Annotated in this window: 14 protein-coding genes; 4 read left to right on the top strand and 10 right to left on the bottom strand. The window is 66.3% G+C overall.

Features of this window, described 5'->3' with window-relative positions; all coding sequences use genetic code 11:
• Nucleotides 1-54: 54 nt before the first annotated feature.
• The 4 genes from C5O79_RS14810 to C5O79_RS14795 all read right to left on the bottom strand — a co-directional run bounded on the left by C5O79_RS14810 (nt 55) and on the right by C5O79_RS14795 (nt 4702).
• Nucleotides 55-1788 (bottom strand): ABC transporter permease subunit, encoded by a 1734-nt coding sequence (locus C5O79_RS14810; protein WP_122478721.1) that lies wholly within the window; start codon nt 1786-1788, stop codon nt 55-57.
• Between the two features lie 123 nt (nt 1789-1911).
• The gene (locus tag C5O79_RS14805) at nt 1912-3294 is read right to left on the bottom strand and encodes a nicotinate phosphoribosyltransferase (RefSeq protein ID WP_122479094.1); all 1383 of its coding nucleotides are present in this window, start codon (nt 3292-3294) and stop codon (nt 1912-1914) included.
• A 207-nt stretch (nt 3295-3501) separates the two neighbouring features.
• Complete coding sequence (locus C5O79_RS14800; RefSeq protein ID WP_046546546.1) at nt 3502-3951, bottom strand: CBS domain-containing protein; 450 nt, start codon at nt 3949-3951, stop codon at nt 3502-3504.
• Between the two features lie 226 nt (nt 3952-4177).
• Nucleotides 4178-4702 carry a hypothetical protein gene (locus C5O79_RS14795; RefSeq protein WP_236862403.1) on the bottom strand — a complete coding sequence of 175 codons (525 nt, stop codon included), beginning with the start codon at nt 4700-4702 and terminating at the stop codon, nt 4178-4180.
• Nucleotides 4703-5016: 314 nt separating this feature from the next.
• Between C5O79_RS14795 and C5O79_RS14790 the strand changes: the two genes are divergently transcribed.
• The 3 genes from C5O79_RS14790 to phaZ all read left to right on the top strand — a co-directional run bounded on the left by C5O79_RS14790 (nt 5017) and on the right by phaZ (nt 7246).
• A complete protein-coding gene (locus tag C5O79_RS14790) occupies nt 5017-5232 on the top strand; it encodes a hypothetical protein (protein WP_046546545.1) in 216 nt (71 codons plus the stop codon).
• A 243-nt stretch (nt 5233-5475) separates the two neighbouring features.
• Complete coding sequence (locus C5O79_RS14785) at nt 5476-5904, top strand: hypothetical protein (RefSeq protein WP_047852899.1); 429 nt, start codon at nt 5476-5478, stop codon at nt 5902-5904.
• A gap of 127 nt (nt 5905-6031) precedes the next feature.
• Nucleotides 6032-7246, top strand: coding sequence for a polyhydroxyalkanoate depolymerase (phaZ, locus tag C5O79_RS14780; protein WP_122478712.1), 1215 nt, complete (start codon nt 6032-6034; stop codon nt 7244-7246).
• Between the two features lie 79 nt (nt 7247-7325).
• Here the strand turns inward: phaZ and ppsA are convergent, their stop codons facing one another.
• Entirely contained in the window at nt 7326-9737 is a 2412-nt protein-coding gene (ppsA, locus tag C5O79_RS14775) for a phosphoenolpyruvate synthase (RefSeq protein WP_122478709.1), read from the bottom strand.
• A gap of 250 nt (nt 9738-9987) precedes the next feature.
• On the opposite strand from ppsA, the gene C5O79_RS38120 reads away from it, so the two are divergent.
• Entirely contained in the window at nt 9988-10269 is a 282-nt protein-coding gene (locus tag C5O79_RS38120) for a DUF4148 domain-containing protein (protein WP_163009085.1), read from the top strand.
• 278 nt (nt 10270-10547) lie between these two features.
• Here the strand turns inward: C5O79_RS38120 and C5O79_RS14765 are convergent, their stop codons facing one another.
• The 5 genes from C5O79_RS14765 to C5O79_RS14745 all read right to left on the bottom strand — a co-directional run bounded on the left by C5O79_RS14765 (nt 10548) and on the right by C5O79_RS14745 (nt 16476).
• On the bottom strand, nt 10548-11429 hold the full coding sequence (locus C5O79_RS14765; RefSeq protein WP_163009084.1) for an endo alpha-1,4 polygalactosaminidase: 882 nt from the start codon (nt 11427-11429) through the stop codon (nt 10548-10550).
• 346 nt (nt 11430-11775) lie between these two features.
• Nucleotides 11776-12843, bottom strand: a complete 1068-nt coding sequence (locus C5O79_RS14760) for a glycosyl hydrolase (RefSeq protein ID WP_236862402.1) — start codon at nt 12841-12843, stop codon at nt 11776-11778.
• Between the two features lie 582 nt (nt 12844-13425).
• On the bottom strand, nt 13426-14136 hold the full coding sequence (locus C5O79_RS14755; protein WP_226235208.1) for a lytic polysaccharide monooxygenase: 711 nt from the start codon (nt 14134-14136) through the stop codon (nt 13426-13428).
• A 478-nt stretch (nt 14137-14614) separates the two neighbouring features.
• Nucleotides 14615-15652, bottom strand: coding sequence for a LysR family transcriptional regulator (locus C5O79_RS14750; protein ID WP_046546540.1), 1038 nt, complete (start codon nt 15650-15652; stop codon nt 14615-14617).
• 80 nt (nt 15653-15732) lie between these two features.
• The gene (locus C5O79_RS14745) at nt 15733-16476 is read right to left on the bottom strand and encodes an SDR family oxidoreductase (RefSeq protein WP_046546539.1); all 744 of its coding nucleotides are present in this window, start codon (nt 16474-16476) and stop codon (nt 15733-15735) included.
• Between the last annotated feature and the right edge of the window lie 54 nt (nt 16477-16530).

The following is a 16530-nucleotide window of genomic DNA, read 5'->3' as shown; positions in this document are numbered from 1 at the left end:
ATTCACCGAGGTTCGCCACGCCAGTCTCCTGCGGGTAAGGGATCGGGTTCCGGCTCAATCGAGCCTCGTTCTGCGTTCCGCGAACGCATACATGGGGCGCCACACGAGCCGATTGGTCGCGATCACGAGCAACGACATGACGGCGACGCCGAGTGCGATGCGCGGATAGTCGCCGGCGTCGGTCATCCGCGCGACGTACGCGCCCAGTCCGCCGGCGTTCAGGCGCGTACTGCCCCAGCTCACGGCCTCGGCGACGATGCTCGCGTTCCATGCGCCGCCGGACGCGGTGATCGCGCCCGTCACGAAGTACGGCAGGACGCCCGGCAACATGACGCGACGCCACCAGGTCGCCGGCCGGACCCGGAAGCATGCGGCGGCTTCGCACAGGTCGGCCGGGAACGCGCTCGCCCCGGCGATCACGTTGAACAGCACATACCATTGCGCGCCCAGGATCATCAGCAGGCACAGCCAGATATCGGGCTCGAGACGGAAGCGCACGATCGCGAACACGGCGACCGGAAACAGCAGGTTGGCCGGAAACGCGGCGAGGAATTGCGTAACCGGCTGAACGCGTGCGGCGACGCGCGGCCGAAGACCGATCGCGATACCGATCGGCACCCAGATCGCCGAGGCGATCACGACCAGCACCGTCACGCGAACGAACGTGAGCGCCCCCGCGCCGGCCACGGCACGCAAGTCCGTCCAGGTCAGCGTCGCGCGACCGAGCCGGAACAGCACGTGCGCCGCATACGCGCCTCCCGCGGCACACAGCGCGAGCCAGAGCACATCGCCCGCATGGCGCGGCAATGCGATCCGGCCGCACCACGGCCAGGCTGCCCCATGCAGCCGCGCACGCGCCGCACGGCGCAACAGCATGCCGACCGGGGCGACCGCGCGCGCCATCCATCGCGATCGATGGAACAGGTCGAGCATCCAGCTGTGCGGCGCGACAGCGGGCGCGGCATCGCCGTAGCGGAATCGTTCCGACCACGCGACCAGCGGCCGGAACAGCAACTGGTCGTACAGGACGATCGCGATGCTCATCGCCACGATCGCCCAGCCGACCGCGGCCAGGTCGCGGTTCGCGATCGCCTGCGCGACGTAGGCGCCCACGCCGGGCAGGTCGACGTGCAGGTTGCCGACCGCGATCGCCTCGGACGCGACCACGAAGAACCAGCCGCCCGACATCGACATCATCGCGTTCCAGACGAGGCCGGGCATCGCGAACGGCACCTCGAGGCGCCAGAAGCGCTGCCATGCTGAAAGCCGGAAGCTGCGGCTGGCCTCGTCGAGATCGAGCGGCACCGTGCGCAGCGCCTGGTAGAAGCTGAACGTCATGTTCCACGCCTGGCTCGTGAAGATCGCGAAGATCGCCGCGCACTCGGCGCCGAGGATGCGCCCCGGAAACAACGACAGGAAGAACAGCACCGTGAAAGACAGGTAGCCGAGGATCGGCACCGACTGCAGCACGTCGAGTAACGGAATCAGCACCCGCTCGGCCGACCGGCTTCTGGCCGCCACGGTCGCGTAGACGAACGTGAAGACGATCGACGCGAGCAAGGCCGCGAACATGCGCGAGACCGTACGCAGCGTATAGCCCGGCAGCACCGCCGGAGACAGCGAGATGGCCGGGGGATGCGCAACCGCGAGCGGGCCGGCCATCTGGTGCGCCGAAATACCGGCCAGCAGCAGGAGACCGGTGACGATCAGCATCGCCGCGAGATCCCGCCAGCCCGGCACGGGCAGCGTCCAGCGCCCGCCTCTCAATACCTCCGCATGGTGCTCCACGGTGCCTCTCCCCGCCGATGATCGCGGTTCATCTTCCGGGGCAGACAGGCCGGCCCGGTTGACCTGAGTCAATCGTCCTGCGGCGGCCGGCACGCGTCGCGCCGATCGCGCCGCGGGCCTCGCTCATGCTGCTTGCTGCCTCGCATGCGCGTGTACGTCCGGCCCGCCGCCGCACTGCGCGACGCAGGCCGCCAGCGCCGGAGAAATCGACGCCTGTAGCGGCATCACGGGCGCCAGCGCGCGCACGAGATCCGGCAGCGTGGACAATTCGCGCAGCGCATGCATGCGGCTTTCGTCGAGCGTCGGGGCCGGGAGCCGCGCACCCGAGACCATGACCGGCTGCAACAGCGGCCTGCCGTCGACGCGCTCGCCATCGAGACCGATGCAGTCGGCGGCAATCCGCCCATCCGGGCCGTATTGCCGGAACACCTGCTTGCGCCCCGGCAGCGTCGCCTTGCCTTCCGAGCGCTTGCAGCGCGCCCGGCCGGCATACTCGACCAGCTTGTACGCGCAATCGAGGCAAGGCGCATCCGCCGACGTGCTCATCTGCGTGCCGATCCCGAAGCCGTCGATCGGTGCGTGCTCGCGGACCAGCGCCTGCAGCCGGTGTTCGTCGAGATTGCCGCTCGCGAAGATCGTGACGTCGGCGAGGCCGCCCCGGTCGAGGATCACGCGAACGTTGCGCGCATGCGCCGCAAGATCGCCGCTGTCGATCCGCACGCCCTTGATGCGGATCTGCTCGCGTGCGAGCCGTCGCGCCAGTTCGACCACCTTGTACGCCGCGCGCTCCGTGTCGTACGTATCGATCAGCAGCATCGCGTTGTCCGGCTGCGATCGCGCGAAGTGCTCGAACGCGAGCGTTTCGTCGTCGTGCGCCTGAACGTATGAATGCGCCATCGTGCCGTACGCGGGAATGTCGTAGCGCAAGCCGGCAAGCAGGGTCGCCGTCCCGGAGAATCCCGCCAGATAGCTGGCGCGCGCCGACAGCATCGCTGCCTCCGCGCCGTGCGCGCGCCGCAGGCCGAAGTCGACCAGCAGCCTGCCGTGCGCAGCCAGCGTGACGCGTGCAGCCTTGCTTGCGACGAGCGTTGCATAGTGGAGCAGGTTCATCACGCGGCTCTCGACGAACTGCGCCTCGCGAAGCGGCGCCGTGATCCGCAGGATCGGCTCGTCGGCAAAGAACACCGTGCCCTCCGGCATCGCGTCGACCGTGCCCGTGAAACGGAGGTCGGCGAGCGATGCGAGGAAGTCCGCGCGAAGGCGCCTGGTTCCGGCCAGCCGTTCGAGCACGGCGGCCGGCATGCGCAGCCGCTCCAGGTAATCGAGCACGGGCGCGAGTCCCGCCGCCATCAGGAACGCGCGCGGCTCCGGCAGCGCCCGTACGAAGAATTCGAAGCTGGCCGTGTCGTTCATGCCGGCATCGAAGGCGGCCTGCAGCATCGTCAGCTCATACCAATCCGTGAGCAACACGTCGTTCGCGTTCGCATCCTGCAAGAATCCGTCCATCATGCGTTCTCCCGCGCGGCACGCCGCGTCGACGCCGGCGGCCCGGTCGGCACAACCCAGCATGGATTGCCGCCCGGCGCCCGAATTGCGCGAGATCAAGGGGCTGCGGCACGATCGCCGGAGCCCGTTCGCACCGGCGCGGCGTTGACCGCATCAACGGCATGTCCGCGGCACGACCGGCAGCGCAAGTGATCCGGTCGCGCCGCATCATCCACGCTGCTTCTCCTCGAAATACGGCTGACGCGCCGCCACGAGGCGCAATTCGTCGAGCAGCGCAGCGGCCGCGCGCAGCAGATCGTCGAGCGACACGATGCCGACCAGCTCGCCGTCATCGCCGACCACCGGCAGCCGGCGCACGCCATGCTGGCGCATCCGTTTCGCGAGCAGCCAGAGATCGTCGTCGACGTTCGCGACCGCGACGGGCGCCGACATGACGTCGCCGACGAACAGCGACCCGGCCGGTGCATCGGGGCTCACCACGGCGAGCACGATGTCCCGGTCGGTCAGCATGCCGACCGGCTCGCATCGCCCTTCCCGTTCACGCACGACGACCAGGTCGCCGGCGTGGGCATCGCGCATCATCGCGGCCGCCTCGACGACGCTCGTCTGCGCGGAACACATGGCGACATCGCGGGTGCAAAGCATCTCGGCATTCATGTTCCCTCTCCCTGCCCGGGCGACGCGGATCGTCGGTCGACGCCGCCCGAAGATTCACGCAACGCGCATTCGATCGCCCCCATCGTGCATGGCATCGATCGATCCCGCCCGAGCGTCGGCTCGACGTCCCTCTTCAGTTCGCCACCCTTTTTCATGGTCATGGACTGCTGCCCCATCCCATGACGACAACCGTAGATCCGGCAGCAGCACCGGCGCTTGATACAGGTCAGCGTGGCGCACGCCGAGGCGTCTCGCTCGAGGTCCGGCCCGCCATCGTGAAATCGGCATGGCGACCGAGTCGCGGCCGGTCGCGCTCCGCGAGACGCGACACCATCTGGCGCCCCCGGTCCGACAGGCGCACGTGCGCCTCCGCGAGCGGCGCGGCATCCAGCCGGACGAGGCCCCGGTCCGCAAGACAATGAAGATCGGCAGGGTCGCCCTGCTGGCGTCGCGGCTCGCTGGCGAGCACCATCAGGATCGCGATTTCGTGGGGACTCAACAGGTGGTCGCCGTCGGTGTCGACCGGACGATTCCGGTGCGGTGCAGCGGGCGGTACGTTCGGCGTCGGCTCGCCGGGCAACATGATGATCTGAAGACTCGACGCGTGCGCGAACAGGGAAGGCATGATGGAGGCCCGTATCGTGAACATGAAGACGCAGACGGCACGGTGCGTGTCGGCCCTCGATCGTGACCGGCACGCGCGAACCTCCATCATCGCGCTTGCCGCGCGAGCGGTCTTGATGCAGGTCATCAAGCGCACGCACGCCCCCGCGACCACTCGCGATTCGTCTGACGCAATGCTCTCCGGCGCCCCGGTTCCCGTGCCCGTCAGTTGACCATTCAGCCTTTCGTCGCCCGATCGAAACACCGCGATACCGTACGCATCCTCGCGCCGGCTTTTTCGGGTGTTCGCTCCCGCTCTCGTTACATCAACGAAGTACTCCGAATCACTGGATTTTCTCGGATGAAACGGACGTCGTGTCCGGCTGCGTGAGCTTGCGTGAAATCAATGCGAAACGGACAACGGGAATCCACCATGCATCACCATCCTGGAGAGGTCCGCACATGAACTGGTATTACGACGTCGAACGCGAACTCGCCCATATCGAAGGATCCATTCGCCTGCTCGAACAGACACGAGACTACTTCCAGACTAAGACGTCGATCAACGATCCCGCGTACTGGCGCGCAAGACTGCACGCCGTCAGGGCGACGGCCGAGCAGGACAGGACGCTGTTGCGCCGAGCCGACGAGATCCTGGCGCTCCTCGAACGATTCTGATGTGTTCTCGCCGCCCGTTTGCATGCGCGCTGCGCAACGATCGGACGATTCGGGCGACATGAATCCGGAACGGGTGGCGCGCCTCGATCCATCCGTCGAAGCCCTCCCGGTCGGCGCGCTCGGTCGCACGCGGATCGGCCCGCGCAACCGTGCTTGACCTCCATCAACGTTTCATCGCGACATCGCTCATAGATTGCAGGGAAGCACGCGGGACGATTCGCTCCGCGAAACCGGAAGCCGATCATGCCGAACGAAACCGAAGCCCGCCACGCCTTGCTCATGCATCTCGGCAGCATCTTGCGAACGCTCAGTTGCGTGCTCGAATACGAGCCGGATGACAGGACGATCGACTCGCTGCTGGCGGCCCAGCCAATGCTCGCCGACGTGCCGCTGCTGAATCACGTGTTCGCGCACATGACCGTGCGCGAATTCACGCACGCGGTCCTCCACGCCTACTGCTTGTGGCCGCAGCGCCTGCTCGACAGCCCGCTCGACCGCGACGCACTCGCCGAACCCGTGTGCGCGTGGCTGTTCGCGGGCAACCCGGGTGGCTGGGCGCGCTACGTCGCATCGCTCGGCGCCGCGATCCCATGGTTCGGCCAGGGCCTCGCGCCGTCACCCGCATCCGGCGCGAGTGAAAAACGACGAGCCTGCGTCGAGCGGCGTCCATGACCTGCTCCGTGCTTGCGCCCAGGATCCGAAGATCAGCTTCCCGACGCTGATTCAGGTCAACCCGCCGCCGCGCAATCAGGCGACAGTAGACCTGTCCGAATTCCCGGCGGCTTCTCGCCGACGCGCCATGTGGTATGACTTGATCGAACGGCAACGGCAATGGTTGCGGACATGGGACGCGGCGGCACGATTCGCGCGCGGTTTCTGGCCTGGTGCGGCGGCGGCAAGCTATGCCGATCTGCTGGAGCCCTTGCTCGACCTGCATGCCGGCGCGCCACGGTTTGCGATCGACGCGATCGCCCCGGACGGACGACCACTCGACGTCGACGAAACGATCGCCGCCCATACCCCTTTTTGCTCGTTGCGCCGTTTCACGCGCCCCCGTGCGCCGCGCGTGATCCTGCTTTGCGTGCCGCTGGCCGGCCATGCGGCCGTGATGATGCGCGAAACGGTCGAGACGCTGCTGGCCGATGGTGACGTGTACGTCACCGACTGGATCGATGCGCGTGACGTGCCGCCTGACGCGGGTCGATTCGGCCTCGACGAATACGTGGCGATGTTCGACGGCTTCATCGATGCGCTGCTGGCCGACGCTCGGCCCGTGCACGTCGTCGCCGTCTGTCAGGCGACGGTCCCGTCGCTCGGCGCATTCGCGCTGCGCGCGCAACGCGGGGCCGCCCTGCCGGCGAGCCTGACGCTGATCGGCGGTCCGCTCGATGCCCGGATCAATCCGAGCGCGCTCGGGATCGCAGCCAGCTCGCATTCGCTCGCATGGTGCCGCTCCACGTTGATCGACACGGTGCCGCCCGGCTATCCCGGACACGGGCGGCAGGTTTTTCCGGCCTATCTGCAGCGCGCCGAGATCTCGATCGCGTACCCGCAACGCTACATGACGCTGCTCGATCGCTACCGACGCGCGGTGACGTGCGGCGATGCCGGCACACTCGCGCAAGCACGCCGGGCCCTGCGCGAATACCTGACGCTCCTCGACATGCCCGCCGAGTACTTCCTCGACACGGTCGACATCGTGTTCCAGCGCGCCTGCCTCGCAACCGGCACCTGGGACGTTTGCGGCCGGCGTGTCGATCCCGCCGCGCTGCGCGCCGTCGTGCTCACGACCGTCGAAGGCCGGCGCGATGCGGTCACCGGTGCCGGACAGACCCATGCCGCACTGGCCATGTGCAGCGGCCTCGCGGCGGATGCGCGGCAGCGCGTCGACATCGACGATTGCGATCACTACGGGCTGTTCACGGGCGAGCACTGGCGCACCGACGTTCATCCCGCCCTGCAGGCCGCATTTGCCCGGGCCGAAAGCGGCCGGCGGCACACGTGCGCGGCGTGACGCCGGCATCCGGTCGATGCGGACACGATCACACGGTCCGGCGCTCCGGCGGCCAGGCGCGCCGCCGCGGCCAACCCGCTCATGCCTTCGGCGGGCCCGCGTCGCGCGCCGCCTGTTCCGCGGCCGCCACGCGACGCTTGACCGCAATGAAGCTGTCGGGGCTGACCGACACCGAGTCGATGCCGCAGGCGACGAGGAAAGCGGCGAATTCCGGATGATCGCTCGGCGCCTGGCCGCAGAGGCCCACCTTGGCGCCCACGTCGTGCGCGGAGGCAATCACGCGGGCAATCATCCACTTCACCGCGTCGTTCCGTTCGTCGAACAGGCCGGCCAGCTCGGCCGAGTCGCGGTCGACCCCGAGCGTGAGCTGGGTCAGGTCGTTGCTGCCGATCGAAAACCCGTCGAAGCGCTGCGCGAACGCGCTCGCCAGAATGACGTTCGACGGGATCTCGCACATCACGTAGATCTGCAGGCCGTTATCGCCGCGCTTCAGGCCGTTCGCGGCCAGCACCTCGAGCACGCGGTCCGCTTCGTCGGTCGTGCGGCAGAACGGGATCATCACGATCACGTTCCTGAAGCCCATGTCGTTGCGCAGCCGTGCGATCGCCCGGCACTCGAGTGCAAACCCGTCGCGATAGCGCGGCGAGTAGTAGCGCGACGCGCCGCGAAATCCGAGCATCGGATTCTCTTCCTGCGGCTCGAACTGGGCGCCGCCGACGAGATGCGCATATTCGTTCGTCTTGAAGTCGCTCATGCGGACGATGACCGGCGCGGGATGGCAGACCGCCGCGATCCGTGCAAGGCCGCGCGCGAGCCGGTCGACGAAATATTCCGCCGGATCGTCGTAACCCGACGTCAGCGCCGCGATGGTGTGCTTCACCCGCTCGTCCTGCAATGCATCGTAGCGGGCCAACGCCATCGGGTGCACCTTGATGTGGTTGCCGATCACGAACTCCATGCGCGCGAGCCCGATGCCGTCCGCCGGCAAGCGCCACCACCTGAAGGCGGCGGCAGGATTCGCGAGGTTCAGCATGACCTGCGTGCGGGTGGCCGGCAGGTCGGCCAGGTCGATCGCCTCCACATCGTATTGCGCGATGCCTTCGTAGACGAAGCCGGCCCCGCCCTCCGCGCACGACACGGTGACTTCCTGCTGGTCGTGCAGCAGGTGCGTCGCGTTGCCGGTGCCGACGATCGCCGGCAATCCCAGCTCGCGGCTCACGATCGCGGCATGCGACGTGCGGCCGCCGTGATCGGTGATGATCGCCGCAGCGCGACGCATGACCGGCAGCCAGTCCGGATCCGTCGTGTGCGTCACGAGCACCGCGCCATCGACGAAGCGCGCCATGTCGCGCGGGCTGTCGATCACGCACACGCTGCCGGCCGCGACGGCCTCCCCGACGCTGACGCCGGTCAGCAGCTTCCGGCCCGTCTCGCCGAGCCGGTAGGTCTTCACGGCGCCGGCTTCACGCCGGGACTGCACCGTTTCCGGGCGCGCCTGCACGACGAACAGTTCGCCGCTCACGCCATCCTTCGCCCACTCGATGTCCATCGGCTGGCCGTAATGCGCCTCGATCGCACAGGCCCAGTGCGCGAGCGCCAGGATGTCGCGATCCGCCAGTACGAACGCGGCGCGCTCGGCTTTCGACGTCGGCACGTTGCGGGTCGGCGCATCCTCGTCGCGTGCATAGATCAGCTTGTGCGCCTTGCCGCCGAGCGTCTTGCCGATGACGGGGCTGCATGCGGCGTCGCCGAGCAAGGGCTTGAACACTTCATATTCGTCGGGATCGACGGTGCCCTGCACCACGTTCTCGCCCAGCCCCCACGCGGCGCTGATCAGCACCACCTTGTCGAAGCCGGTTTCCGTGTCGAGCGAGAACATCACGCCGGCCGCGCCGACATCGGAACGTACCATCCGCTGCACGCCGATCGACAGCGCGACACGCAGATGATCGAAGCCCTTTTCTTCCCGGTACGCAATCGCGCGGTCGGTGAACAGGGACGCGTAGCACCGCCGGCACGCAGCGAGCAACGCGCGCTCGCCGCGCACGTTCAGGTAGGTTTCCTGCTGCCCCGCGAAGCTCGCGTCGGGCAGATCCTCGGCGGTTGCGCTGGAACGCACGGCGACATCGACGTCGGCGCGGCCGGACTGGCTGCACAGCTGCCGATACGCGTCCCGGATCGCGCCGGCGATGTCGTCGGGCCAGTCGCCATGGAGGATCGCCCGCCGGATCGCCGCGCCGGCATCGGCGAGCGCCAGCTTCCGGGCGGCGAATGCGTCGAGCGTGCTGCCAATGACCTGGCGCAATCCGTTCGCATCGATGAACCGCCAGTACGCATCCGCGGTCGACGCGAAGCCGGGCGGTACGCTCACGCCCTGTGCAGACAGGTTGCCGATCAGTTCGCCGAGTGATGCGTTCTTTCCGCCGACGCGCGCCACGTCGCCGCGACGCAGGTCGCCGAACCAGACAATCGATGCTATCCCGTGATCCATGACGCGTCCTCCGGTCATCGCAGCCGGGCCGCGCACGGCAGGCGCAGGAAGCCGGCATTTCCCGGCGCGGGCGCGCCGGACACGCTCATCCTGGCGCCGTGCCGCGCCGGCTCCCGTGACCTGCATCAAGAACGGTCGCCAACGCGCGGATCGACAGCGTTTGACACGGGTCAACGGCTCACGCCGTTCGTCTCTTACGCTCGGATCAATGGCATATCGATCGCGCCACGCCGACGACAGGAGCCCGGACATGGATTGCATGCGTTTCACCCGATCGTCCGCCGTGGCAGCCGTCATTGCCTGGACCTGTTTCGTCGGACCGATTCATGCGCAGGAACCGGAATCGCCGGCCGCTGCCGCACCGTCCCGGGCCGTCGAAGTGCCATCGGAAAGCGAATCTCCCGCTCCCGTATCGATCCCGCGCAACCGCGGCGACGGCAAGACACGCGCGCAGGTCCGGCGAGAGCTGGAGCAGGCCGAACGGGTGGGCGAAATGAAACGCATCGACCGGTTCTTCGGCAGCGGCAGCTGATTGCCATTGCGCCGGCCCATGCCGTGCGCTGCGCTTTTCGAAAGGGACGATCGCCGATACAGGTCAATCCGGGGAATCGCACGCGTGGTCGCGATCAGCGTATGTCGCCCGCGTCCAGCGCGCGATCGACGAAGTTACGGCGCGCGCCGCGGCGACGCCTGCGACCGCACGCGCCGGATGGCTCGCGCGGCTCGGCGAGCCGGTGCTGGGCGCGATCCCGGTTCACGGCCATGCGATCGGACCCTACCGCGAAGCCGCCCGCCATCCGCCCCCGTCGCTCACTCGAACCGGCAAGCCGCGCGCGGCAGCGCCGAGAGCGTGTCGCTCGACAGTTTCAGAATGCCGTCGAAATTGGCCTGGTTGTCCGCCGGGCAGAAATCCGCGAGCGTCATGCCGTCCGGGCGCGTGTACTCGACATTGAACACGGCCTTGTTCAGCGCGACGAAGCTCGCGTAGTCGCCGCACTCGTGGAATCTGTTGCATTGCTCGTTGAGCGCCCAGTCGGCCACTTTCGCCATCGCGGCGGCGATACCCGAGCCGTTCTTCAGGCCCATCGACATCCCGCGATCGTGCGCGGCGGCGATCAGCGCCGTGTTGTACCGCAGCTGGTCGTCGCGCGTCAGCGGAAAGCCCGTTTCCTGGCGATAGCTGTCGTCGAGGTCCGGCTCGATGCCGTCGCAGCCCTTCTGCTTCGCCTGGTCGAGCCGCGCCAGCATCAGGGGCATCAGGATCGCGGTCTGGCGAATGTCCAGCCAGCGCTCGTGATCCTCGTATCCTTCGACGGGGTTGCCGAGCACGCTGTCCGGAAACTTGCCGGCGTCGCCACGCGTGTCCTCCCGCCCGCCCACCTCCATGTAGCAGACGACATAGATGCCCTTCGCCTTCAGGCGCCGGATCGTGCCGGCATCGGTCAGCTCCATGTCGACGTCGAACATCTTGCGCGGGTTGTTCACGCCGTCCAGCACCGTCTCGTTGATCCGGTTGCCGTCGATCTGCCATTGCCAGCTCGTGCCGGGCACGAGCGGTTTCCACGTGGCGGCCTGCGACGCACGCGCCGGGGCGGCCGCGAACGCGCTGCCGGACACGGACGAATCGGAATCGCCGCCGCACGCCGCGAGCAGCAGCATCAGCACGAATGAAGCGAACGATCTTGCGGACATGGCGAATCCTTTGCGCTGTTGGCGGCTTGTCAGGATGCGAAGGTGCGAGGAAGACGCGTGCAGCGGGATGCGGGCGATGTCGCAACCGATGCTGCATCGGTATGGGAATGCGCGAGGTACGTGCGGATGGTAGGCGGGAACACCCCGCCCATCTGTTCCGATTTGTCGAATTTTGTCGTCCCGGCGGCCGCGATCCTGCGGATCCGCGTGCATTCGGGCGGCAACTGCCGTTCAACGCATGCACTCGGCGATGCCTCCGGTTGCCAATCGTGAATGTCGGAGACCATGCGAAACTTCGTCGCCATGACACGGGCGCTCGCATGATCTCCTTCCAGCCCGGCTGCGTTCACTTGCCAGGCGCGAGGCCGTTGGCAAACCGGTTCGTATAACCGAGCGTCCCGACACCGCCGATCGAATTGCACGTCGACGATGCGGCGCCGGGAGGACAATCGACGTCACGGTCGAACGACCAGAAGTGGACACCCGCGAGACCATTCTGTTTCACGAACTGCGCGACGGTGTCCGCATCCGCCGGCGTAAAGGTTTCGCCGACCACATCGTTGCCGCCGATCATCGGCGTCAGCTCGATCTGGCTGTACGGTACGCCCCAGTGATCGTGCAGGTTCATCGCCGCCTGGATCGCCGACTGGCCCATCTGGCAGGTGCCGTTCGCAACCACGCAGTTCCCCGCCCCGGCCGACCCGTAGTCCATCGTCATCAGGTCGATGGTGTAGTTCTTCAGGCCGACCGCCTGGATCGCCTGCATGACCCAGTCGCCATACACGTTGAAGCTGTCGGGGGCGCTGGCGCCCCAGGAGCTGGCCGTGGTCGCGCCCTGCTGGGAAGGGGCCAGTGTCGCCAACGTAAAGCTGAAGCGCAGGCCGGGATATTTCTGCTGGGCGAATGCCACACGCCGCACGAGATCGTTGATCACCTGTTGCGTCTGCCCGCCCTCGATATCGAAGTCGATCCCGATCAGGTTGCTCGATGCATAACGATCGATGAAGGCCGCCATGCCCGCATCCGTCCCGCACGTGAACATGCCGGCCGCGCCGCCGGTGGAAATCACGTAATTCACGTTGGCCGCAGTGAAAAGCGGCACATTGGCAGCCGCCATCGCGCCGCCGTCGACGCCCGCCCAGTTCTCGCTGCCGCATTCACCGGTCGCGAACGCGAGCGTCAGCGTGCGTACGCCGGGTGGCAGCACCGACAGCACCGGGCTCATCTGACCGGTGACGTTCGTCGAGATGACGTTCGTGTTCCAGTTCATCGAAATCGTCGCGTCCTTGTACGGGCTATAAACGAATGCCGGCGCCGTGCCGGTACCCGCCCCGCCCGCCGCGGCAGCGCCGGTGCCGAAAGACGACCATGCCAGCAGAAGCGCCAGCGCGCCCCTCACGGTCGATCGCTTCATGATTCCAGTGTCTGGGTTGCGCTTCATTTTCATGCCCTCGATTCCGGTCTGGCTCATGATTTCCCCTTTCGATTGACAACGCTCCGCCCAGGTCGAATTCAAAAGAAATCAACCTGACAAATTGCCGCTTGAAGACAAATTCCGATATTGATTCCGTCTTTATCTCAATGACGGAAAACAATTCGACGACCGATGTAGTGATCCTTCAATCCAGCGCCGGCACTTCGATTTGTTATACTACATAATCATCAGGCATCAACCTTGGAATCGATTCTTTCCATCAATATCGAAACCCGAAATATTCACGCGATCGCATCGCCATATTGCAATTGTCGCGATTCGATAATTCAAACGGATAGCTCGCAGCCATCCGACTGATTGTTCAAATCGACGAAATTCAGGCGATGCGATCCGGCCGTACGACGGCGTCGCGCGGGTGGGCGAAGAGGCAATGATGGTGCTGCTTCGGCAAGCCGAGCTGGACACTGCCCGGTCGGTCGGCGAGCGCATCCGCGCTCTTGAGCGGTGTTCTTCCCTTCATGACGCCCCGGCCATCGCCGGGCGCGTCATGTCGCGGCAATATCAGAACGGGCTGCGAGTCGTATCGCCGTTCGTGAACGTCGCGTCGACGACCTGATAGAACGCCATCGCCGTATCCGCGACTTCCCAGACCGCCAGGATGACGTGGTAACCGCTACGCATCGGCAACCGGCACTGGTGAATGGTCGGCTGCTGTGGCACCAGGTTCGCGTTCGGGTCCCAGTATGGCTGGCCGGGATTCTGGATCGTGCAGAACGGCGTGGGCTCGAACTGCGCGCGCGTGAGCTTTTCCGACGGGTTCCAGTCGGCGCGTGTAATGAAGTAGTTCCAGCGACGCGTCTTGTGCACGGCGCTGAATTCCCATTTGAAATTCTGCAACGCGCCCGGCCGCAGCGGGATCTTCTGCCAGCGGCTCGGCGACTGCTCGTTCAGCACGGGCAGCGGGCCGTTCGTGCTGGCGCCGGCGATTTCGCCGTCCGGCGGCGGTGCGGCATTCTTCGCGTCGGCCGGCGCGAACGGATCGGACAGGCCGCTTTGCGTCGCGGGGAAGAACTTGCCGTTCTCCATCGCGTTCGCGTGCCAGGCGTCGACGGGGCAGTTCGGATTCTGCCCTTGCGTGCACAGCACGATACGCGAAGGCGGTTCGGTCAAGCGGCCGTGCGCGTGAGCACCGGCCGCCGCGACCAGCAATGCCACGCCGGTCAATGTGCATGGCATCACGGAAGCAACGTATTTGCGGATGATCTTGTTCATGCGCCCTCATGACATTGATGTCGGAACGGATATGCGCATATCGGGCCTGCCGCAAGATCCCCGGCAGGGGTTCCTGTCGACACGTCGTCGCGCACACTGATCGGCAAAAGCGGCAACCCGATGAAACCGCGGCACGCGATGATCAATCGCCGCGCTTTCTGACAAATCACTTTCACCGAACCGAACCTTATCCGCAAAAACCGGAAAAATAAACGCTCCGCATCGATAGTTTTTTAATTTTGATCAAAAGCCTGATTCGTTATTAATTTCAACCGGTTTTATTTCGACTTCAATTACACGACATTGAATAAACCGCCAATTCATTAAAACACCGGCACCGATCGTTCGGCAGGCGGCTTTGCGCGCCGCACTGGCCCTTCGTCGCACGTCGTCGCTTCGACCGATGAAACAGTCGTGGCCAGTGGAAGATTTCCATGGCAGCCGGCGGGCCGCCAGCTTTGCCAGAGCCCTTCATTCTTCACGCAGCCAATCCCGTCGCTGAAGCAACCGTGAGATTCCGGTTGAACTGCGTCATGCAGTTCAGGTCGAGCGCGCGAATCTGCTCGGTCATGAAATCGACGAAGATCCGGATGCGCGTCGGCAAGTGTTGCCGGCTCAGATAGCAGATGTAGTGGCCGCGATCTTCCGGCACATGCTTCGCCAGCGCGACGACGAGTTCGTTCGACGCGAGATGGTCGCGAATCTGGTAGCCGGCCATCTGCGCGATCCCCGCTCCGTCCAGCACCGCGCGCAATACCAGATCCGCGTCGTTGAACGTGAGGCGCGAGGCCGGCAGGTACTTCTGCAGGCGGCCGTCGACGTTGAACTCCCATTCGAACAGGCGTCCGCTCGCGAACCTGAAATTGACGCACGCGTGCCGATCGAGGTCTTCCAGGCTCTTCGGGAGACCATGCGTCGCCACGTACGACGGCGCCGCGCAGAGCGCCATCTGCATCGGAATCAATTGACGGGCGATGATGCTGGAATCCTCGATACGCCCGTTGCGGAACGACACGTCGATCCGCTCTGACACCAGGTCGATCGGCCGGTCATCGAGCACCAGGTCGATGTCGATGTCCGGGTACGCGTCCGCGAATTTTGCCAGCAGCGGCGCCACGACCTTCCTGCCGAATCCCACGGCCGAGCTGATGCGAATGAGGCCGCGCGGCGGCCCCTGCCGCAACTCGAGCATGTCGTTCATCGCTTCCACGATCTGCGCCACGCCCTGATGGCAGTTCTCGAAGAATCGCCGGCCCTCGCAGGTCAGTTCGGTCGTGCGCGTGGTCCGCTGGAACAGCCGCGTGCTCAGCTGCGCCTCCAGCTTCTGGACGTTCCGGCTCACGGCCGGCCGCCCGACGCCGAGCCGTTCGGCGGCCTTCGTGAAGCTTCCCTCGCTCGCCACGGCAACGAACGCCAGGATGCCCGCGTAGCTCGCACCGAAGCTCGCCGAGAGTGCATCGGCACGACCGGCCAGGTCGCGCCGCACGCCGTACTCCGATGGTTCCGAATGATTCATTTCCCGCTGCCCCCATGCCGATCATCCCGATTGCCCGCTATCCGCGGGTGCCCGCGAACCGTCGCACGTGCGAACGCGAATCAGCCTCGCGCAAGCCAGGTGTCGAGACCGATGCGGCCGAGTCGCGCATTCCCGAGCGGCACCAGCGAGGTTTCCTCGACGCGGCCGCCGTAGTAGCGGGCCTCGCGGTCGGTCACCACCGCGCGCGGATCGCCGACCGACTTCAGGTAGCGCGCGACGATCTCCGCGAACGGCGCGCGATCCGGGCCAGCGATCTCGACCGTGCCGTTCTGCGGCCCGGCGAGCGCGGTTTGCGCGACGAGCGCCGACACGTCTTCCGCGGCGATCGGCTGAAACAGGCCGTCGCCGATGCGGACTGTGCCGTCTTGCGTGCTGAAGTCCGCAATGCCGCCGATGAATTCCATGAATTGCGTCGCGCGCACGATCGTGTACGGCACGCCCGCCGCTTCGATCGCCTGTTCCTGCGCGACCTTGGCGAGGAAATAGCCGTTCTCCGGCATCCGGTCGCAGCCGACGATCGACAGCGCGACGTGATGGCGCACGCCCGCGGCCACTTCGGCCTTGCCGAGATTGCGTGCCGCCGTGCGGAAGAAATCCAGTACCGCCTGCGGCTCCCACGACGGCGCGTTCGCCACGTCCACGACCACATCCGCGTCCGTCAACGCATCGGCCAGGCCCTCTCCCGTGACGGTATTGACGCCGGTGCTCGGCGAGGCGGCCAGCGCCTGATGACCGGCTTCTTCGAGCAGCGTGACGACACGTGAGCCGATCAGGCCCGAACCACCGATGACAACGATTTTCATCGCACAATCTCCTGACGATTGAATTTGACTTGAACGCGACCGGGCATGACGGGT

Source organism: Burkholderia sp. SRS-25 (genome assembly GCF_004343765.1).
Lineage (GTDB): Bacteria > Pseudomonadota > Gammaproteobacteria > Burkholderiales > Burkholderiaceae > Burkholderia > Burkholderia contaminans.
This window is presented reverse-complemented; position numbering and strand designations above follow the sequence as displayed.